At 60.7% G+C, this 20,415-nt stretch carries 15 protein-coding genes; 9 read left to right on the top strand and 6 right to left on the bottom strand.

Annotation, left to right across the window (positions count from 1 at the left end; genetic code table 11):
* Positions 1-18 precede the first annotated feature (18 nt).
* From NMA52_RS10865 to NMA52_RS10855, 3 genes are all read left to right on the top strand, one after another.
* Complete coding sequence (locus tag NMA52_RS10865; RefSeq protein WP_254827689.1) at positions 19-375, top strand: hypothetical protein; 357 nt, start codon at positions 19-21, stop codon at positions 373-375.
* 304 nt (positions 376-679) lie between these two features.
* Positions 680-1,306: a hypothetical protein gene (locus NMA52_RS10860; protein ID WP_254827688.1), complete on the top strand. Its 627-nt coding sequence runs from the start codon at positions 680-682 to the stop codon at positions 1,304-1,306.
* A gap of 57 nt (positions 1,307-1,363) precedes the next feature.
* Positions 1,364-4,231, top strand: coding sequence for an ExeM/NucH family extracellular endonuclease (locus NMA52_RS10855; protein WP_254827687.1), 2,868 nt, complete (start codon positions 1,364-1,366; stop codon positions 4,229-4,231).
* Positions 4,232-4,827: 596 nt separating this feature from the next.
* On the opposite strand, the gene NMA52_RS10850 is transcribed toward NMA52_RS10855, so the two are convergent.
* The 4 genes from NMA52_RS10850 to NMA52_RS10835 form a co-directional block, all read right to left on the bottom strand.
* Positions 4,828-5,961 carry a trypsin-like peptidase domain-containing protein gene (locus NMA52_RS10850; RefSeq protein WP_254827686.1) on the bottom strand — a complete coding sequence of 378 codons (1,134 nt, stop codon included), beginning with the start codon at positions 5,959-5,961 and terminating at the stop codon, positions 4,828-4,830.
* 128 nt (positions 5,962-6,089) lie between these two features.
* Positions 6,090-8,597, bottom strand: a complete 2,508-nt coding sequence (locus NMA52_RS10845; RefSeq protein WP_254827685.1) for a hypothetical protein — start codon at positions 8,595-8,597, stop codon at positions 6,090-6,092.
* Between the two features lie 2 nt (positions 8,598-8,599).
* The gene (locus tag NMA52_RS10840) at positions 8,600-9,100 is read right to left on the bottom strand and encodes a T9SS type A sorting domain-containing protein (RefSeq protein WP_254827684.1); all 501 of its coding nucleotides are present in this window, start codon (positions 9,098-9,100) and stop codon (positions 8,600-8,602) included.
* A gap of 224 nt (positions 9,101-9,324) precedes the next feature.
* Positions 9,325-11,481: a TonB-dependent receptor gene (locus NMA52_RS10835; RefSeq protein ID WP_254827683.1), complete on the bottom strand. Its 2,157-nt coding sequence runs from the start codon at positions 11,479-11,481 to the stop codon at positions 9,325-9,327.
* Between the two features lie 287 nt (positions 11,482-11,768).
* On the opposite strand from NMA52_RS10835, the gene NMA52_RS10830 reads away from it, so the two are divergent.
* From NMA52_RS10830 to NMA52_RS10810, 5 genes are all read left to right on the top strand, one after another.
* On the top strand, positions 11,769-13,265 hold the full coding sequence (locus NMA52_RS10830) for a family 20 glycosylhydrolase (RefSeq protein ID WP_254827682.1): 1,497 nt from the start codon (positions 11,769-11,771) through the stop codon (positions 13,263-13,265).
* Between the two features lie 23 nt (positions 13,266-13,288).
* Entirely contained in the window at positions 13,289-14,695 is a 1,407-nt protein-coding gene (locus tag NMA52_RS10825; RefSeq protein WP_254827681.1) for a S9 family peptidase, read from the top strand.
* Positions 14,696-14,761: 66 nt separating this feature from the next.
* Complete coding sequence (locus NMA52_RS10820; RefSeq protein ID WP_254827680.1) at positions 14,762-16,072, top strand: Gfo/Idh/MocA family protein; 1,311 nt, start codon at positions 14,762-14,764, stop codon at positions 16,070-16,072.
* 21 nt (positions 16,073-16,093) lie between these two features.
* Positions 16,094-17,146, top strand: coding sequence for a lysylphosphatidylglycerol synthase transmembrane domain-containing protein (locus NMA52_RS10815; protein ID WP_254827679.1), 1,053 nt, complete (start codon positions 16,094-16,096; stop codon positions 17,144-17,146).
* 10 nt (positions 17,147-17,156) lie between these two features.
* On the top strand, positions 17,157-18,293 hold the full coding sequence (locus NMA52_RS10810; RefSeq protein WP_254827678.1) for a M50 family metallopeptidase: 1,137 nt from the start codon (positions 17,157-17,159) through the stop codon (positions 18,291-18,293).
* On the opposite strand, the gene NMA52_RS10805 is transcribed toward NMA52_RS10810, so the two are convergent.
* Positions 18,277-18,777 (bottom strand): OmpH family outer membrane protein, encoded by a 501-nt coding sequence (locus NMA52_RS10805; protein WP_254827677.1) that lies wholly within the window; start codon positions 18,775-18,777, stop codon positions 18,277-18,279. The genes NMA52_RS10810 and NMA52_RS10805 overlap by 17 nt on opposite strands.
* A gap of 237 nt (positions 18,778-19,014) precedes the next feature.
* On the opposite strand from NMA52_RS10805, the gene NMA52_RS10800 reads away from it, so the two are divergent.
* Positions 19,015-19,737 carry a glycoside hydrolase family 73 protein gene (locus NMA52_RS10800; protein ID WP_254827676.1) on the top strand — a complete coding sequence of 241 codons (723 nt, stop codon included), beginning with the start codon at positions 19,015-19,017 and terminating at the stop codon, positions 19,735-19,737.
* Positions 19,738-19,826: 89 nt separating this feature from the next.
* Here the strand turns inward: NMA52_RS10800 and NMA52_RS10795 are convergent, their stop codons facing one another.
* The gene (locus NMA52_RS10795) at positions 19,827-20,201 is read right to left on the bottom strand and encodes a hypothetical protein (RefSeq protein WP_254827675.1); all 375 of its coding nucleotides are present in this window, start codon (positions 20,199-20,201) and stop codon (positions 19,827-19,829) included.
* Between the last annotated feature and the right edge of the window lie 214 nt (positions 20,202-20,415).

The raw sequence follows: 20,415 nt of genomic DNA, 5'->3' as shown, positions 1-20,415 counted from the left end.
TATAGTTTAACCCTACTCATGAAAAAAGCCTTTACTCTCCTACTCCTGCTGTACTTCAGCGGGGAAATTGCCGCGCAGCCTTCCCTTACGATCACTCTCCTTCAGAGTGAGTTCCTGGAGATGTCACGACCTCCCCAGGCCCGCCGGGAGATCGGGCGCGTCCCCCCCCTCCTCCCAGTTTTCGCACAAACTCGGATCCTTCCCTCCGGTAGCGGTGATTACACCATCGTTCTGCCCCGTATCGATGTCTTCGGTCAACATCCCGCCGCCCGGGGTAGCTTTAGTGGACAGGCGTCCATGTTCACCTCGCCGAACCACAGTTCGCAGGTATTCACCGTACGGTTCGGACGTTATACGCAGTCGCTGATTCAGTAGGATGTCGGCGACTATCCGCGCTTACTACTTTCGCTGTTTGACGGCGGCGGCCGGCCTGTTTCTTACCACGGCTGCTAGTCCCTTCCTTCAGTGAGGGGTCAACATCCATCTCCCGCGATTTGCCGGCGTATCCGCACGACTACCGGGATGATCGGTGGCCCCGTTATACCTTTTTCCAATCTACGGGGAAGGGAAAATTTTCTGTTTTTGCTCCTGCGTGCACCCGCGAAAATATTTGTGACAACACGCGAAAATCTTGGGAGGATTGCCCGTAACTTCAGTGATGGTACTAACCACATCATCCATGAAAGCACTCCTCGTTTTCCTGTCGGTCGGCATCCTCTCGATCGCTTCGTGCGGCCCCAAGATTTACGAAGCTCCGAACATGGCCGACGCGACCCGGCAACACCAGATCATCGCCATCGTGCCGCCGACGGTGGCCATCAAGGGCCGCCCCAAAGACGATCCGGAACAACTGGCCGCGGCCGCCCGTGAGGATACTTACACCTTCCAACGGGAGATTTACAGCTGGATGCTGCGCCGGAAATCTCAGGGCAAGATCCGCGGCCTGGAAATCATGGATCCCGAAACCACCAATGCTAAACTGGCCCGGGCCGGCTATCACCTCGATGACCGTTCAATGACTCCGGGAGAAATTGCCCGGGCGCTGGGCGTGGATGCCGTGATCACCACTCGCTTCAATACCAGCAAACCCATGAGCCAGGGAGCCGCCATCGCCCTGGGTGTTCTGGCCGGTATATCCGGTCCCACGAACGCCACAACGGTGAATATGGACATCCACGACGCCGAGGCCGGAATGATCTGGAACTACGACTGGGAAGCCAGCGGCGGCGTGTTCAACAAACCCGAGGATCTCATCGAAGACCTTATGCGTAACGCCAGTAAACGCATGCCCTACGCCATTAACTGACCGCAGTCGGTTACCGGGGAGGGCGTACCTTCGCCGTCCACCCAAGCCCCCGGTCCCGTGCACTACCGACTGTTCCTCCTATTCCTGCTCTGCGGTACGATCGTCGGAGCCCAGGATCGCGTGATCATCACCGGCCTGCTGGACGGTACCGCCCCCGGCGCCAAGCCCCGGGTCATTGAGCTTTACGTCAGCGGTACCGTTGACCTGAGCGACTACGTCATCGGACGGTACGCTAACGCGGGCACTACCCCCACCAACATTGCCCTGAGCGGCACCTATACCGATGCCTTCGTGTATGTGGTCAACGGCACCGACGAATTTGCCGCCGCCTTCGGTACGACCGGCGATTTTACCAACATTATCGCCTCCGGAACGGTATCCGGTAACGGCAATGACGCTTTCGCGCTATTCCGTAGTGGCAGTATCGTCGACCAGGTCGGCGGGGATATAGGTGACGAGACGGACATATACGCAGACAGTTACCTCTACCGCAGGGACGGTACCGGACCCGACGGCGGCTGGGTGGCTGCCAACTGGACCATTCCCGGGAACGATGTGCTGGACGGAAAAACCCTCCCCGAAATTGGCGCCCTGGTTCCCTTCGGCACCTACCGGGCGGGGACGGCCGGACCCTCCGTCGACCTCACCGCTTTCAGCAATCTGGCCGAACCGGGCACCGACGGTGGATTTACAATTACGCTTTCCCAACCGGCGACATCAGCGGTCACGGTAACGTACACCCTGGGGGGAAGCGCGGTAGCGGGTACGGACTATACGGATGCGGCAGCCGGGTGGGTGACGGTAGCCAGCGGGTCCCCATCGGCAACGGTCGAATTGGTAGTGATCGACGACGAACTGCTCGAAGGCACCGAAAGTATCGAAATTACCGTAACGGGGGTTTCTAATCCCGACTACGCCAGCGGAGCAACGGCCAGCCTGTCGGTGTTTGATGACGATTTAGGTGCCGCCACGGTCGGCATCCACCGCATTCAGGGCAACGGCGACGTGAGTCCGCTGGTGGGTAACACCGTAACCGTACAGGGTATTGTAACGGGTGACTTTCAGGAGGGACTCGGCGGGTTTTACGTGCAGGAGGAGGACGCGGATGCGGACGACGACTCCCTCACTTCGGAGGGCATCTTTGTTTTTGCCAGTCGTCCGGACGTGAATCCGGGTGACCTCGTTACGGTCACCGCCACGGTGGAAGAGTACTTCGGACAGACGCAATTAAGGGGCGGGGACGCAGGAGCCAGCATTGTCATTGAAGCGACGGCCCAGGGTATGCCCACTTCCGCTACGCTTTCCCTCCCCCGGACCCCGAGCGCTCTGGAAGCCCTGGAAGGCATGCGGGTATCGCCCACCAATGTGGTGATCACCAGCGTAAACGGTCTGGAACGCTTCGGAGAAATTGAAGTTACCTCCGGAGAACGTCTCGTGCAGTTTACCGAGTGCAACGCTCCCGATGCGGAAGGCCTGGCCACCTACCTGGCCGAGCAGCAGGACGACGTGCTTGTCATCGACGACGGGCGCGGAGGGACTAACCTGCGCCCGATCCGGCTCCCGACCGGAGATACCCTCACGGCGACGGCGGGCATCCGGGCCGGACAGACCATCAGTGGCCTGACCGGCGTACTCGGCTACGGATTCGACCGGTTCCGGATTCAACCCACCGAAACGGCGGGCGTCGTACTGAGCGGCAACGAACGGCCCGACGGGGCGCCGAACGTGGGGGGAGACCTGCGCGTCGTAAGTGCCAACGTCCTGAATTACTTCACTACCCTGAATAGCCGGGGAGCGGATACGGAGGAGGAATTTCTGCGGCAGGAGGCCAAGATCGTGGCTGCCCTCTGTGCGCTGAACGCCGACATCATCGGGCTCATCGAGATCGAAAACAATGATAACGTGACCCTGGGCCGCTTGGTGACCGCGCTCACCGCGGCGTGTGGCCATCCGTACGACTTTGTGGTCTCCCCTAACCCGGGAGGCGATCAGATCATGGTCGCCCTGGTCTACCGGAGCGACCGGGTGGAGGAATCGGGGACGGCCGCCGCTCTGGATACGCCGGCATCCGTCTTCGTAGGTCCCCGCACGAACCGGGTCCCCCTGGCGCAGACCTTTCGCATGACGGACGAAAACAGTCCCGGTTACGGGGAGGAAGTAACCGTCTGCGTCAACCACCTGAAGAGCAAGGGCGGCGGTTGCGGCGAGGGTGACGACGATACCGGCGGCGCCGGCAACTGCAACGGTACGAGGGCCGCCGCCGCCCGGGCCATCGGCGCGTGGCTCGCAACCGACCCTACGGGCGTAACGGACCCCGACGTGCTCGTTATCGGCGACCTGAACAGTTACCGGACGGAGGAACCTATGGAAGTTTTCCGTGCGGCGGGGTACGTCAACACCAAGACGTTGTTTGACGACAGGTTCCCCTGTGGGGGTGGCCCTCCCTCGTACGTCTTCCGGGGGCAGTGGGGCAGTCTCGACTACGCCCTGGCCAGCCCCACCCTGGCGCAACAAATTACCGGAGCTACTGCCTGGACCGTCAATGCCCCCGAACCGGAGATCGTCGATTACAATACCGAGGACGGCGGCGACCTGCTCTACGCCGCTGACTATTACCGCTTCAGCGATCACGATCCTATAGTGGTAGGTCTGGCCCTGGGCCGGCTCGTCAGTACCCTAGATAATCATTCGGACATCCCCACCCCCGTGCAGTTGCGGCGCAGCAGCGAAAGCTCCTATACATTCGTGAACCTCGAGCGGCGGGGTGAGTACCTGATCACCAATCCGGGGGGCCAAATACTGTACCGCGGCGTGGTAACCCCGCTTGCCGGCACCATCAGTACCGTGGGGCTGCCCGCCGGGGTGTACTTCCTCGTGCTGCGGGAGCCGGGCACCGACTTAGTGACCTTCAAGATCGTTAAATAGTGTGGCGACGAATTTAGTCGTCCGGCTGTATGCACGTGTAGCGACGACTTTAGTCGTCCCGCTGTATGGCCTGCGCGCAGCGGGAGTGTGTAGATATCGCTTCAATGAGCTTACTATATGAAGCCTGACGATGGAGCTGTTGTAACGGTGCAGCATGACGGCTCAAGCCGTCGCTACACGGTGAGCCGTCGCTACAAACTAATTATCGACCGATTGCAGCATGACGGCTCAAGCCGTCGCTACACTGGCGCACGTGTAGCGACGACTTTAGTCGTCCGGCTGTATGATATGCGCGCAGCGGGTGTGCGAGGTACTACTTCGATCAGTGACTATGCGGAGCTTGACAGATGAGCGTCCACAACAGCGCAGCATGACGGCTCAAGCCGTCGCTACACTAGTGCACGTGTAGCGACGACTTTAGTCGTCCCGCTGTATGACTTGCGCGCAGCGGGAGTGCGAGGTACTATTTCGATCATTTAACCATGAGGAGCTTGATGAGTGGTCGTTCACCACGGCGCAGCACGATGGCTTGAGCCGTCGCTACACGGTCAGCATGACGGCTCAAGCCGTCGCTACATGGAAGCCGTCGCTACAAACTAATTATCCACCGAACTGCCCAAACGAGCATCCAGGGAAGCGCGCCGATCGCCCCGCACGATGTTGAGTTTCACGACCTGGCCCGGCTGATACTTTTCGAGTTCGAGGTAAAGGTCGGAATTGCTCCTGATGGGATTGCCGTTGATGCCCACTAGTACATCACCGAGGATAAGGCTTCCCCGGGCATCACGGCTGAGTCCACGCAGGCCGGCTCCCGCGGCCCCGCCCCCTTCGTCGACGGTCACGACGATGAGGCCTTCCATACGCGCGACCTGCCGCAGATCCGCTCCCAGCACCGGCCGGCGTACTTCCCCGTAGCGAATCACGTCATTGACCACGTAGCGAACCACGTCGACCGGAATGGAAAAGCCGATACCCGCCGAGGCGCCCGAAGGACTGTAAATGGAAGTATTCACGCCGATCAGCTGACCATTACTGTCGAGCAGCGGCCCACCGGAATTACCCGGGTTGATGGCCGCATCCGTCTGGATGGCCCCCTTGATCGGTACGCCGGCCTGGCTCCGGATCTCCCGGTCGAGCGCGGAAACAACCCCGGTCGTGAGGGTCTGATCCAGGCCGAAGGGGTTGCCGATGGCGTAGACCGACTGGCCCACCCGGATATTCTGACTGCTGCCCACGTCGATGGGTTGCAATTCCCGGGCGGGAGCGTCGATCTTCAGTACGGCCAGGTCCTTCTCCTTCTCGAAGCCGACGACCCGGGCGTTGTAGGTCTTTCCGTTGCTCAGGGTTACGGCAATGGAACTGGTGTTCGCGCCATTGATGACGTGGAAATTGGTGATGATATGCCCCTCCCGGTCCCACGTAAAGCCCGATCCGGATCCGCTTTCCACCTCCCCGTAACTCCAAAACGAGCGGCGCATCGCCTTCGTGGTGATGAAGCACACGGAGGGGGAAGCCCGTTCGAAGAGCCGGATGGTGCGCTCTTCTTCGGGCGTATAGCTGGTTTCAGATGACGTGACCAGACTTTTCTCCGCATCATTAGCCCGGTTGGGGGCCGGGGAACGGGAGACTACATCGATCATCGTCGGGGTGACTTCCTCTGCGGGAAACAGGTAGCGCCCCGCGGCGAAGGCGGCCACTACGATGAGGAAGGAAAGCAAAAAGTTTTTCACGTGTCGTCCGGTTTAATCCCCTTTACAACGCGAAAATGCAAAAAGGTATGCTTAATAAACCGTTAGAATAGCCGCAAAAGCGCCCCTCCCCGACCGGGAAGGGGCGCTCCACGAAGACGATCGCCCGATCAGTTACCGAGTCCCTTAGCCCTCAGGTCGTATAGCCAGTCGGTGTAGGTGCTCAGCAATGCCGTGTAGTGCGCCTGAGCCTGATCGGCGTAGGCGGGATCGAGTAGCATTCGTTCTACAACCGGATACTTTGACATGTCCAGATCGGCCTGTTCCTCCAGCGCGTTCACCACCAGCTGACCGAGTTCCTCGCGACTGTTGTACTGCTTGTCCTGAAAGTACCCGACGACCTGCTCCCGGCTGGTCGGGGAAACGGTGTAAGGCTTGGCCTGGACGGGCTGGGTACCGTTTGTCCGGAAGGCGTACACGTCATAGTCGGGGTCCAGTCGGGCCAGAGATTCCTGCATGGTGTTCATCACGTTCTGCATTTGTTCGATCATGGCTGCCATGTCGTTTTGATTGATGCCGACGGCACAGGTGATCATCTGGTAGGCTTCCCGGCGCTTGGTGGGATCCGAGGCCTGCCAGGCTACCCCGATGATGCGGATGTAGTCCATGGCCATCATACTGCTACGTCCCACGGCGATGGCCAGGCCGTCGCCCTTGCCGGAAGGCAGGAGGTAATCTCCTACTTCCACCATACCCTGCACCCTGACGGGGACCTGACCGATAAAGGCGATCTTCTCGTACAGGGCTTCCTCCTCCGCGGTGGGTGGCATAGCCCCGACAACGGCAGGCGCGGCGGAAACCACCATGAACTTATCCGCCTGGGTGAAGGATTTCGAGATGTTGCCCCCGATCATGCCGACCACCTCGCCGTACTGCATGTGCTCCTCGCTGTCGTACTTCTTGAGCCATTCGGCGTAATCCCCACTCCCCGACTGGTAGGCTACCCCGACATTAGTGATGGTGAACCCCAGGAAAACGCCCAGGTCCACGGCGGCCATCACCCCATCCAGTGCCGCCTCGAAGATGTCAACCGGGTCGAAGGGTATGCTGGCAATGCTGGTAGCTATCTTAATGACAGAGATGATGAACTTCAGGGAAATGATGACTAGGTCGACCACTTCCTTGGTATTAACCTGGGAGCCGAGGTTTTTCTGTGTTTCCGGTACATCATTTTCACCCGCTTCCCGGGCGGCCTGGGAGCGGTCGTAGGTCAGTGTATCTCCCGTGGCCCCGACATCCTCGCTCCCGGAGGCCTCGTCGGGGTTGTAATCCAGCAGATCCTTCGAGGTATCCTTGAATTCCTGCACGATAAAGCCCGTATTCCCCTCTATCCGCCCCCGCATCTGGTTGCCGGCAAAGAAGGCCATAAAATTGTTGATCGGCGCCCAGTTGTTTACCTGGATCGCCATTCCCTGACTGGCTCCGGAAAGCTGCATGGGGTAGTTGGAAAAGCTGCCCTCCAGACCATTCACGATATCGGGACAGAAGCGGAACCGAGCTTCCCCGGGGCTACCCGAGCTGATGCAGTCTGCTACGTTAAGCGTGTTACCGATGAGGCTGGGGCCACTGACGGTGAGGGGGCCGGACAGCAGGGAGGCGCTGCCGTTGTTGACGTTGAAGGTGCTGCCGAGCTGGGTTACGCCGGTTACGTTCAGCGCTCCGGAGAGGTTAGTCGTGCTGGCATTAGTGACGTTCAGCACGTTGTTCAGATTCGTGGTGCCGTCCACGTTGAGCGGACCCGACAGATTCGTCACGCTGCCGTTGTTGACGTTCAGTACGTTCTCGAGGTTCGTAGGACCGTCCACGTTAAGCGGACCCGACAGATTGGTCGTGCTGCCCTGATTGACGTTTACCGTATTGTTGAGGTTCGTGACGCCGTCCACGTTGAGCGGACCGGTCAAGTTGGTCGTGCTACCGTTGATTACCGACAGGTCACCGTGTACCGTCGTTTGCCCGCCGGAAATATTGAATTCCGCATTGTTCTGGACGGTCAGGTCGTTGCCGACGTCGAGGTCGGAGTCTATTTTCACCTCTCCGGTACAGAGGATTCGGATACGTTCCTGATCGTCGGTAACGATCACGAGATCCCCGCAGTCGGTCGTCCCCAGTTTGTCGATGCCGGGGTCGGAAGCGCGGTTACCGAACAGCGACCAGACCTGGGCCGGCACCCCGTTCTTTGCTTTCGCGCTGAGGCGATCCCGGCCGACCAGGTCGCCGGCCGTAGCGGCGTGAAAGGCATAGGGCACCGACAGCATCTTACTGTTGCTTACGGTAACGAAATCGCCGCCCTGCTCCCGGATCTTGATCTCCATCCAGACCTCCCGGCTCGCCCACGGCACTTCAGCAAAGGTTCCCCGGGTGGATTCTCCTTCTCCGATGGTGAGGGTGAATAGCCCGAGGGTGTTGGTTCGTACGAGGTGGCGCTCCGCGTATACCACCTGGTCGGACTGGCCGTTGGCGAGTAGATTGACCTGAAGTTCGATGTCGGTATCGGGCATTACCCGGGTCGCCAGATCACGGGCAACGGCCTGATACTGCATACCCGACGGTACGCCCTGGGCCATCAGGAGGGTGAAGGTCAGGAGAAAGAGGGAAATGGTAGAAAGTAACCTGTTCATGGCTATCTGATTTTCGTAACGGTGAAGGTTTGTGGTAATTCGCCGCTGGCTCGGGCCACGCGCAGCGTGTAGGTACTCGCCGGCAGGTGGGCGAAGTCCAGTTTCAGCCCGTCGAGCAGATGGACGTGCCGGCGCTCCAGCACCATTCGGCCCCTCACATCGAGCAACTGCAGGACGGTATACTCCTCCGCGGCAAAGCCGGACGCGCGAACGTTCAGTTCCGCGGACACGGGGTTCGGAAAAACGCTGACGCGGGGTCCTGCCTCCAATGCGGAAGGATTCGCTTCCACGATCAGCAAGTCGGGTTGGTGAAAGCCCTGGGTCAGGATTCCCGCGGGAAGATCGACGGTGTGGGTGACCAGTTGTCCGAGGGTCCAGTCCAGAATAAGTCCGGACGTTCGGCCGGTACCGCCGCCCGTGGCGAGCACCTGAGGGGTGAGGTCCTGTGCCGCCAGGGCACAACTCATCCCGGCCGCCAGGGGCAGCAAAAGAAATATGCGCATTGCTTACGGTAATTTGCACACTTCCCCCCTACCCTGACGGGCACCGGACCGGCCGGCTCCCGCTGGAGGGTGAAGCATCGGAGAAAGAAATGGATGTCGTGGGGGTGTACGGCCACTAGCGGTCGCCGGTCACTACTAGATACACGTTATAACCGGCATAATGTAAGGGTATCCCTTCACATTAAGGAAAATTTCTTTGCTCCCCGGAAAATTACCGTTGTTGCCTACAGATCCACGCCCAGACTCAGCATGAAATTCCGCCCCGCCTGGGGATACATGCCCCGTAGCGTCGTCGGTGCCCCGTCGAAGCGGTAGCGGTAGCTCCAGCCGTTGCTGCTGTAGAGCTGATCGGTCAGATTGCGGAGCAGGAAGGTCAGGCGGTAGCGCTGGTCGAGCCGGTAGGAAAGGCGCAGATCGGTATAGTAGTAGCCGTCGAGCTTGCTTTCCTCGGCCCCGCTGTTGTCGACGTAGCGGTCGCCGACATACTTGGTTTGGAGCGACGCCCCGAACCCGTGACGGCGTACCGTGCGGTCGTAGGCGATTTCCAGGGCACCGGTGACGTCGGGACTGAAACTAAGGGGGGCATCCTCCCGGGTAATCTGGGTCTGGCCGAGGTACTCGAAGTTGCCGTCGTAATCGTCGAGGATCTCGGTGTACTCACCGATGCGATTGCGGCTGAGGGTGAGGTTGCCGCCCAGGGTGAGGTGATCGGTCAGTTTCGTGCCTGCCTGGAGTTCGAGACCGAGCCGGTAGCTGTTAGGTACGTTGGTGCGCACGTATTCGCCGACGTCGTTGAGGCTACCGGTGAGTACGAGCTGATCGCGGTACAGCATGTGGTAAACATTGACGCCGTAGTTGGCGCGGGCGGCGGTGCGGGAAAAGCCGACCTCGGTATTGTAGAGCTTTTCGGGCGTAGGTCGGGTCGATACCGGATTGTCCACGAAGTCGTTGCGGTTAGGCTCGCGCTGGGCGACGCCGAAGCTGGCGTAGGCACGAGTGCCGCGGGCGGGCTGGTAGACCAGTCCGGCCTTAGGATTGAAGAAGGTGTGGCTGGCGTCCTGGTTCAGCAGGGCGGTGTTCTCGTCCAGGCCGACGAATTCGTAATTCACCCGCCGCAACTGGGCATCGGCGTACAGGCTGACGCGGTCGGTTACGGCGTAGTTGGCGCGCAGGTAATTATTGAAGTCCCACTTGCTTGCGTCGTTCTGGTAGTAGCGGTCGCGGATCTCGGAATCGCCGGCATAGCGGGCCCAGATCACCTCCCCGTAATGGTCGCCCAGGTATTCGTTGGCGGCACCGCCGAAGGTGACGTCCCACTTATCCTGGCGAAACCGCAGGCTGTAGACCGTCCCGTAGAAGTGGTTATCGAGCCAGCGGCGGCGGATCAGGTCGCTCTCGGCTACCGTAGCGTTAATGCCGTATTCGCCGAGGTCTTCGTCGGCCTTGTACTGCTCGAAGTAGCCGAGCCCGCGGGTGTAGTGGCCGCTGACGGATAGGTCAAGCCGGTTATTGAGGGCCTGGTTGTAGTGCAGTTGGTAGTGGTTCTGGCGGTAATTATCGACCTCGTTATCGTAGGGTTCACCCTCCTTATCGGTGCCGACGGAGTTGTAGGTACGACCGAAGGCATCGATCTCCTCCTGGGTCACGCCGTTCCAGCTCTGGTAGGTGATTTCGTGACCGCCGAAGGCGACGAAGCTGAAGATGGCGTCCTTCACCGTCTTGGACACGGCGGCGTAGTAACCGTCGAGGTCCGCCGAGGCGCGGTCGACGTAACCGTCGCTGTGAATTTTGGAGTACCGCGCTTCCACGCCAAAGCCCCCGTCGGTCTTCCCGCGGTAGCTGACCACGCCCCGCCGGGTTCCGAAGCTGCCGACGCCGCCGTCGAGGCTCAGTCCGGGCTTACCGTTGCCGCGACCGGTGGTGAAGTTGATGCTTGCCCCGAAGGCCCCGGCCCCGTTGGTACTGGTCCCGACGCCGCGTTGGATCTGGATCAGGTCGGCGGAACTGCTGAAATCGGGCAGGTTGACCCAGTACACCCCCTGACTTTCGGAGTCGTTGTAGGGGATACCGTTGATGGTGATGTTGGTGCGGGTGGGGTCGCTTCCCCGGATCCAGATGCCGGTGTACCCCACCCCGGTTCCGGCGTCGGAGTTGACCACTACGGAGGGGGTCCACTTAAGTAGGTAGGGCGCATCCTGACCGACGTTGCGCAAGGCGATGTCCTTTTTGGTCAGGTCGACGTAGGTCACCGGCGTTTCCTGACGGGCGGAGGTAGCGGTGACCATGATGGGCAGGTCGATCTCGTAAACGGTATCGACGACTTGCGCGGAAAGAAAGTGGAGGAGGAGCACCAACGACGTGCTCAGCGTAAGACGCTTCATGCGAACTTGTTTTTCCCTTCCCGGCATTACCCGGGCAGGTTCCTTGAATGAATCAAAGGGTTTGATCTCAGCCGCCCCGGATCGGGACAGCACCCCTGGTTGTCGCCGCGAAGGTACGGAAAAGGGGATTCCGCGGAGCGGTCGGGGTTTCTTTATTTTTCATGAGTGTACGGGCCCCGGCGTAGCGCGGCGGCGACGGAGGATTTCGGAGGCGGAGCGGGAACCCGTCCGGCCAGTATCTATATTCACCTCCGAACGACTACATTTGTTTTCTCAGAATTTTTCGCATGCGCACCCTGGTCACCCTGCTTTTTCTCTGCATTCTTTGCTCCTGCGGCCCCGCCGATGCTCCACCCCAGCCCGCCCGGGTACCGGCCCTGTCCCAGCTGCCCCTCATTCCGTTGCCCGCCGAAATTACCGACGGGGACGACGTCAGCTATTACAAGACGTTCAAGGGGGAAATCACCCCCAGCAATAATCCCGTCATCGGAGACGCGCAGCGCTACCTGAGTGAGCGCATGCCAAAATTGATCCTGCCCCTGCAGTATTCCACCCGTACCGATATGGATGCTGACGCCTACCGCATTGATTTCGAGAACGGCGAGATCGAGATACAGGCCGGCGGCCGCGACGGGATGCTCAACGCCGTAAAAACGCTGGAACAAGTGCTGCATTTTTCGGGCGCGGACGCAGGAGCGGTGTATATCTCCGAAGGCAGCATCGAGGACCAGCCCCGATTCGCCTACCGGGGCTACATGCTCGACGTGGCCCGCCATTTTTTTGAAGTGGATGAGGTGAAGGCCGTCATCGATCGCATCGCCGCCTACAAGATCAATCACCTGCACCTGCACCTGAGCGACGACCAGGGCTGGCGCATCGAAATCAAGTCGTGGCCCAAGCTCGCCGAAATCGGCGGCAAATCCGAAGTGGACGGCACGCCGGGCGGCTATTACACCCAGGAGCAGTACAGGGACATCGTGCAGTACGCCACCCAGCGGGGCATCACCATCGTGCCCGAAATCGATATGCCCGGCCACACGAATGCCGCGCTGTCCGCCTATCCTATCCTGAACGCCGACGGGAAAGCCACCGAACCCTACACGGGTACCAAGGTCGGATTCAGCACGCTGGACACCGACCAGGATTCGGTATATATTATGATCGACGACGTCGTGCGGGAGATCGGTGCCCTTACCCCCGGGCCCTACTTCCACCTCGGCGGCGACGAAAGTGACGCCACCGACCACGAGGATTACGTCAAGTTCGTCAACGAAGTACAGCGGATCATCAAGCAAAACGGTAAAACCCCCATGGGCTGGGACGAGGTCGCCACCTCCAGCCTGAGCGAAAATACCGTCGTGCAACTCTGGGCCCACCCCGAGTATGCGGTGAAGGCCAAGGAAGCCGGTAACCCCGTCCTGATGAGTCCCGCGACCCGTACATACCTGGATATGCAGTACGACTCCACCTCCCGCATCGGCCTGCACTGGGCGGCGTTCATCGAGGTCGATTCGGCCTACCTCTGGGACCCCGCCACCCTGGCCCCGGGACTAACGGACGGTGACATCATGGGCATCGAGGCCCCGCTGTGGGGAGAGACCATTCGCAGCCTGGAGGATATCGACTACCTCACCTTTCCCCGCCTGCTGGCCCTGGCGGAAGTCGGGTGGACGCCCCAGGAACGGCGGGAGTGGGAGGACTTCAAACGGCGGCTCGCCGCCCACCAGGAGTGGTTAAAGGAGCAAGGCATAGCCACCTACGACACGCGGGTACTCGAGAATTAGTCCGCGCACGCTACTTTAGGGGTATGTACTCCCCCCTCCTGTGGTTTAGTTTATTAGCTACCTACCTGAATGCCCAATCGCCCGTCGACGGCGTCTGGTACGCGGTACTCCGGGCCGGCGACCAGGAGATTCCACTCAACGTAGAACTGATCGCGGCCGATGAAGGCTGGGCGGGTGGCTTGCTGAGTCCTACGCAGTCGCCGAACAGGATTCCGTTTACCACCGTCGCCGTCACTGAGGACAGCCTGAGTTTTTCGATCGCACCACTACAGATCACCTTCACCGGGAAGCTTACGGAGGCGCGTATAGATGGACGATTTCAACAGGGAGGGTTCGGCACGGAGCTGGTGTTTACCCGCGACCGACCGGCGGGCTACCCCACCGTAACGGGAGAGGCCTCCGGCGCCCGTCCGCAGGAACCGACGGATTTTCCCTACGCCAACCATGAGGTGACCTTTCCGGGTGGGGCTTCCGGGGTGGAGATTGCCGGCACCCTGACCCTGCCCGCCGCCGGCCCGCCCCGCGCCCTGCTGCTTTTGGTCGCGGGTTCGGGTCCGCAGGACCGCAATGAAGATCTGGGGCCACCCATCAACCACCGCCCCTTTCTGGTGCTCAGCGACTACCTGACCCGCCGCGGGTACGGAGTGCTCCGGTACGACAAACGTGGAGTAGCGGAAAGTACGGGCGATTATGCCCGGTCTACCACGCGGGATTTCGCCGACGACGCGGCGGCGGCCCTGGCATTTCTCCGCGGTATGCCGGACATCGGCAAGCTTCCCACCGGCATCCTGGGCCACAGCGAAGGCGGAATCGTCGGCCCCATGATAGCGGCGGAATCGGCGGACGTGGATTTTCTGATCCTGCTCGCGGCCCCGGGACTTGCCATCGACAGCCTGATGCTGGAGCAGCGGCGGGCCATCACGGGGACGGTGCTGCCCGACGAGCCCGTGTTGAGCCTGGCCTACACCTTCACTAAGGAAAACGGACAGCTGGACTCCGCGGCCTTCGCCGAGGGGCTGCGCAGAGCCGTGGTGAACGCCCTACCCGAGCTGCCGGAAAGCCTCCGTCGGAGCATCACGGACCCGGAAACCTTCGCCAAGGCCTACGTCGATGCGCTGTCTCCTCCCTGGATGCGCTACTTCTTCACCATCAACCCCGCAAGTTATCTTCGGCAGGTAACCGTACCCGTGCTTGCCGTCAACGGTACGCTCGACCGGCAGGTGGACCCGGCCAACCTTGCCGCGATCGCGGCGGCCCTGCGGGGGGCGGGCAACCGGGACGTGGCCGTCCAGCTCTTGCCGGGACTCAATCACCTGCTCCAGCCCGCCACCACCGGTTTGCCTGCCGAGTACGGAAGTATTGAAACGACGATCGCCCCGGAGGCGCTGGACTTGATCGGTCAGTGGCTGGACGAACGCTTCGGCCGGTAAGCCCGGCAATCGCTTCGTACTGGTTTTGTATTTTGTCCCTGGGCGATTAAAGTTGCCGCACCCGCTATGAAAAGACGCACCTTCCTCCACACCTCACCCGCCCTTTTTGCTTTACCCTTCTCCCCGCTCCCGCGCGCCGCCGCCGCCCCCCGGAAGGTCGCGTTGATCGGCTGCGGCTGGTACGGGAAAAGCGATCTCATGCGCCTGATTCAGGTGGCTGACGTGGAGGTGGTCGGCCTGTGTGACGTGGACGAACACATGCTCGCCGGCACCGAACGGCTGCTGCGGGAACGCCAGCCTACCGCCCGGCCGAAGCTCTACGGGGATTACCAAAAACTGCTGCGCGAACAGCGTCCGGAGATCGTGCTCATCGGCACGCCGGATCACTGGCACGCCCTGCCGGCCATTGACGCCCTGGCGGCCGGGGCCCACGTGTATTTACAGAAGCCCGTGGGGGTCGACATCCGGGAGTGCGAAGCGGTACTGGACGCCGCCCGCAAGCACGGCCGGGTCGTGCAGATCGGTCTGCAGCGGCGCAGCACCCCCCACCTGATCGAGGCGAAACGAGACGTCGTGGAGGCGGGCCGGCTAGGTAAGATTGCCCACGTGGAGATGTGCTGTTACTACCACATGCGGGATACGGCGGTGCGGGAACGGGAGCCGGTACCGGAGTTTTTCGATTACGACCGGTGGACCGGCCCGGCCCCCCTCCTTCCCTACAGGGGGCTGCCCCACCGGCGCTGGCGGGCCTTCCAGGAATACGGGAATGGCATAGTCGGCGATATGTGCGTACATATGCTCGACATGACGCGCTGGATGCTCGGCCTCGGCTGGCCGCAGGAAGTGTACAGCACCGGGGGCATCTACGTACAGCGGGAGGCCGATGCAACCATCACCGATACCCAGCACGTAGTCTTCGCCTACGACGGTCTTGACTGCGTGTGGCAGCACCGCAGTTGGGGCGAGGCGGCCGACCCCGAATTTCCGTGGGCGATGACGATCTACGGAGATCGCGGCACCCTGAAGGCCGACCCCCACAAGTATGCCTTTACCCCCCTGCGGGGAGAGACGGTGCGCGTGGACGCGGTGTACGAGCGGGAGGAATTCCCGGAGGACGTGACCGAGAAAAACATCGAGCTGCATACCGCCCCGGCCACCCGGGCGCACATGCTCGACTTTTTGCGGGCAATCGATCACGGGGGCCGGCCCGTAGCCGATATAGAGGAAGGGGTGATCTCTACCGCTTCCTGCATCCTGGGGAACCTGGCGCTCGTGGCCGGGGGCCCGCTGCGGTACGATCCGGTAAGCCGGCAGATCACGGAGGGCTACGAAGAGCTTCTGAGCCGGACGTACCGGCCGCCGTACATACATCCCTAAGCCGGGGCTATCTTCGCGCCCATGTCGCAATCGCTCCTTAATGCGCTCAAGTTTCTGGTCTTCGTCGGCCTCGGCTTCGGCATTCTTTACCTCGTTTACCGCAACCAGCAGGCGGCGTACGCGGCGGACTGCGCGCTGCGGGGCATCGCGGGCGAGGAATGCAGTCTGCTCGATAAGGTATTGCGCGATTTTCGGGGGGCCAACTTCTGGTGGCTGGGAATGACCCTCGTGGCTTTCTGCATCAGTAACGTGAGTCGCGCCATCCGCTGGAACATGCTGTTGCGGACGCTGGGTAAATCGCCCCGCTTCATCAATGCCTTCCTCACCATCAACCTGGGCTACCTGGCCAACCTCGGCTTTCCGCGCTTCGGGGAGATCGTGCGGCCCGCCGCCATGGCCCGCTACGAGGGCATCAAACTAGAGCGGGTGGTCGGAACGGTGGTCGTAGACCGGATGGTGGACGTAATCTGCCTGCTCACCCTCACCGGACTGACGCTCCTGATGGCCGGCGACCGCATCTGGGCCTGGGTGGACGAGAACGCTTCCGTCAGCGATCGCCTGGCGGGACTGGAGTGGCTGCTGACGAGCGCGGTAATTCTTACCGTTGGTGGGTTGGCGCTGGCCTGGTTCCAACGCCGGCGCATCATGGCCACCCGGCTGGGGGGAAAATTGGTGACCATCGTGCGGGGCTTCGGGGAGGGAATCCGCACGATCGCTACCGTCGAGCGGCCGGGACGGTTCATCCTGCATAGCCTCAACATCTGGCTGATGTACTTCCTCATGACGTACTTCGTGTTCCTGTCCTTCGGTCCTACGGCGGGGCTGGGTCCGGAAGCGGCCCTGACGACCTTCGTGTCGGGGGGGTGGGGCATCGTGGTGCCGAGTCCGGGGGGTATGGGCAGTTATCATTACATGGCGCAGAGTGCCCTGGGACTGTACGGCGTACCCGGTGAGGACGGCTTTAGTTGGGCGAATATCTCGTTCTTTTCCATCAATATTGGTTGTAACGTGTTGATTGGATTACTGGCGCTGTTACTGTTGCCGCGCATCAACCGTTCGTACACACCCACTTAAACTACTCCGTTTGTTCCGTTCCTGGCGTATTGGCCGCATTTTCGGCGTTCCTACGGAACTGCACTGGTCTTTTCTCCTGGTCCCGGCAGCCATTTTAGGGTATTCGTACGAAGCTGGATTTGGTTTGCGGTGGTCGCAGGTCCAGTGGTGGTCGGGGATTACGCTCTTGCTGTTCCTCTTCGTATTGGTCCACGAACTCGGGCATGCGCTCACGGCCCGGAGCCGGGGGGTAAAAGCGGAGAAGATCATTCTTTTTCCCCTGGGGGGCGGAGCGCTGATTCCGGAGGAGCCGCAACGAATCCGGGATGAGGTCCTGATTTATTTCGCGGGGCCGCTGGCCAATATCTTACTGGCATTGCTTGCCCTTCCGCTCCTGCTCTTGCAACCCGGGGGGGCTTACCTGATCCAGTTCTACCTGAATCCCTTCGGCAACCTCATCGTGGTTCCCTCCCCGCTGGAACAGATCCTGGGGATCACCCTGGCGGTCAATGCCGTACTGGCCCTCGGCAATCTCCTGCCGGCCTATCCGCTGGACGGAGGCCGTATCCTCCGGGCGGTACTCAAGCGTCCCATTGGTGAACGCGCCGCTACGGTAATTACCACGCTGTTGGGAATCGTGATCGGCGGCGGGTTGGTCGCCCTGTCCGTGAGCCTGGGAGACCCGGTGCTGGGACTTAGCTCCCTATTCATCATTTCGTTTTCCGCCCTCGAGCTCAACCGGGGATGGCAGCGCCGTCGCCTGGCCCGTACGGTGATGAAGGAGGTGCTGCGCAGTCCGCTTTCCGACCGAATCTACGCTACGGACCGGGTAGCGCGGGCCCGGGCGGTATTCGCGAAAACCGACGCCAAAGTACTGCCGGTGTACAGCAACTGGAACGAACTGAGCGGCTTCGTCGAGCGGGAGGTGCTCCTGCGGGAAGCCCACCGCGATCAAAGGGTACAACCGTTTTACGAAGCGGAGTTCATCGCGGCCCGGCCCACCGATAGCCTGTTGCTGCTCACCGAGCGTATCGTGGAGGCCAACGTGTACGGAGCGGCGATCTACGAAGGGGGGACGGTCGTCGGCTTCGTCTTTACGGAGGACGTGATCCAGCATCTGGACCGGTCGCCCCGCAGGTTTTATAAGCGGTTTACATCCCCAACTTAGCCTTCACCAACGCCATCAGATCGTCGCTGTCCTGGGCGAACAGGACGGTATTGAACTGTGAGGTGTCGAAGACCAGCAGATAGCCGTTCTCGCGGGCTACCGCATCGATGGCGTCACGCGCTTGCTGGATGAGGGGACCCAGCAGTTCCCTGCGTTTTGTCTCCAGATCCACCGCCATCTGCTGCTCGTACTGTCCGATCTTTTCCCGCTCACCGTTGAGTTCGACGCGTAATTCTTCTACCCGCACTGGTGGAAGATCCTCTATCTGGGATTCCACTTCCCGTACCCGGGCGCGTAGGTCTTCCACCATCTGTTCGCCCCGCTCCACGAGCTGCTGGTTGTAGGCCGCCAACTCCGCCTCCGCCGCCTCCGTGCCGGGCATCTGGGACAGTAGGTTGGCAAAGTTGAGGTGGCCGTACTGCTGGGCGGATAGTCCCGTCAGGCTCCCGATTGAAATCAGCAAGAAACAAAGGAGGCGTGGCATGGGCATTGCGTTGATCGTCGTGGTCCGGCAAAGATAGCCGGAGCGAAGGGCTGCGGCCCATAAAGAAGCGTTAAAGACGGGTGAAACTCCGTCCGCCCCCCGTATTTACCGGAAAGAGCAACGGTCGCGGTTCCAGTACTCCGATAGTAGCAAGCACCTTACCCCAATAACACTTTTTGTTTTATAATATTTGTACACCCAACATTTGCCCGTATCTTGTGCCCACAAGCGAGCAAAATGAAAGTTAACCTTCCCATTCCGCGCAGTTGGCGGCTTTACGTCGAGGACCTCTACCGACGCATTTACCGGCAGGTGACTAGTCCCTGGACGAAGGTTTCGGTGCTGATCCTACTGGCCATCCTGGTTACCCGCAAGGAGCTAAGCTTTACCATCAGCATCAACGGAGATGGCCTACTGGGTTTGTCGACTGCTTCGGTATTCGGCGGTGGGGACCGGGCGGACGGAAAAGCTACCTTAGTCAGTTTCCGCCCCGAGAACCGGGAGTGGAGCGCCCGGGAACTCAAGCAGCTGGAGTACGTCAGTAATTATCGAAAGATCGCCATCGCTCAGATGAAAGCGCACGGCATCCCCGCCAGCATCACCCTCGCCCAGGGGCTGCTCGAAAGCGGCACCGGCCAGAGCACCCTGGCCACCCGCAACAACAATCACTTCGGACTGAAGTGCTTCAGCAAGAGTTGCCGTAAGGGTCACTGCAGCAACCACAGCGACGATCATCACAAGGACTTCTTCCGCATCTTCAAAACCCCCGAGGAAAGCTACCTGGCCCACAGCAATCTGTTGCGCAAGGACCGCTACCGCAAGCTGTTCTCCCTCGATCCTACCGACTACCGCGGCTGGGCACGCGGGCTCAGCAAGGCCGGTTACGCCACCGACCCCAAGTACGCGGACAAACTGATCCGCATGATCGAAACCCTGGAGCTCCACCGACTCGATGCCTGAATCGGTCGGGGCGCCCCCCGAAAATCCAAAGGTTTGACGTTTTGAGTGTATACCTCGCCCGCCCCCGTTTCGGGGACGGGCTTTTTACGTTACAGCCCGAGATAAGCGGAAAGCTTCTCCACCACCTCCCGCTCCTCCGTGGGCGTGATCAGCCCGAGATCGCGGGGCAGAAAGGCGGCCTTGTTGATGGACTGGATGGCATCGATCGCGACATACATCCGGGATAAGATTCCGGCGGTTCCCCCCTGCCGTCGTGGGTTGATGGGTACGCGGTGGGGGCTGTTGTCCGCCCGGGGGCCCGCGACGACCATCGGGGCAAAGGTGACGGAAGTAACTCCATAACGGTGGGCATCCTGGGTGGTAGATAGAGCCAGGACAAACTGAAACGACAGGGGAACGTCCTGCCTTAACTCATAGATACGGTAGCGCTCAAAGATCAAGGTGGTATGCGGGATTTGCCGCATAGAACGCCTGGAATTCGTTGCAAAGTTGCAGGGTCTCCTCCTGATTCAACCGAAAATTTTCTTCTTCCTCCTCCGTATACCGGGGTGGGGCTTTTACGATCGGGCGCTCCGGCCGTAAGGGGCCAGGCGAAGTCGACGAAGCGCAGCGTTGGTGATCACCGGAGGGGTGATCGGGAAGGATACGGGAATTATTCAATTTGCAACCTTTAACGTC

It is taken from the genome of Lewinella sp. JB7, from assembly GCF_024297185.1.
In the GTDB taxonomy this organism is placed as follows: domain Bacteria; phylum Bacteroidota; class Bacteroidia; order Chitinophagales; family Saprospiraceae; genus Neolewinella.
Note: the sequence above shows the minus strand (reverse complement) of the source record. Positions and strands in the feature narration are given on the sequence as shown.

What these genes read in the sequence shown, in the direction of transcription:
- NMA52_RS10820 (WP_254827680.1), top strand. Translation starts at nt 14,762, where the DNA reads ATGAAAAGACGCACCTTCCTCCACACCTCACCCGCCCTTTTTGCTTTA.
- NMA52_RS10860 (WP_254827688.1), top strand. Translation starts at nt 680, where the DNA reads ATGAAAGCACTCCTCGTTTTCCTGTCGGTCGGCATCCTCTCGATCGCT.
- NMA52_RS10795 (WP_254827675.1), bottom strand. Translation starts at nt 20,201, where the DNA reads ATGCGGCAAATCCCGCATACCACCTTGATCTTTGAGCGCTACCGTATC.
- NMA52_RS10830 (WP_254827682.1), top strand. Translation starts at nt 11,769, where the DNA reads ATGCGCACCCTGGTCACCCTGCTTTTTCTCTGCATTCTTTGCTCCTGC.
- NMA52_RS10835 (WP_254827683.1), bottom strand. Translation starts at nt 11,481, where the DNA reads ATGAAGCGTCTTACGCTGAGCACGTCGTTGGTGCTCCTCCTCCACTTT.
- NMA52_RS10800 (WP_254827676.1), top strand. Translation starts at nt 19,015, where the DNA reads ATGAAAGTTAACCTTCCCATTCCGCGCAGTTGGCGGCTTTACGTCGAG.
- NMA52_RS10805 (WP_254827677.1), bottom strand. Translation starts at nt 18,777, where the DNA reads ATGCCACGCCTCCTTTGTTTCTTGCTGATTTCAATCGGGAGCCTGACG.
- NMA52_RS10845 (WP_254827685.1), bottom strand. Translation starts at nt 8,597, where the DNA reads ATGAACAGGTTACTTTCTACCATTTCCCTCTTTCTCCTGACCTTCACC.
- NMA52_RS10825 (WP_254827681.1), top strand. Translation starts at nt 13,289, where the DNA reads ATGTACTCCCCCCTCCTGTGGTTTAGTTTATTAGCTACCTACCTGAAT.
- NMA52_RS10840 (WP_254827684.1), bottom strand. Translation starts at nt 9,100, where the DNA reads ATGCGCATATTTCTTTTGCTGCCCCTGGCGGCCGGGATGAGTTGTGCC.
- NMA52_RS10815 (WP_254827679.1), top strand. Translation starts at nt 16,094, where the DNA reads ATGTCGCAATCGCTCCTTAATGCGCTCAAGTTTCTGGTCTTCGTCGGC.
- NMA52_RS10865 (WP_254827689.1), top strand. Translation starts at nt 19, where the DNA reads ATGAAAAAAGCCTTTACTCTCCTACTCCTGCTGTACTTCAGCGGGGAA.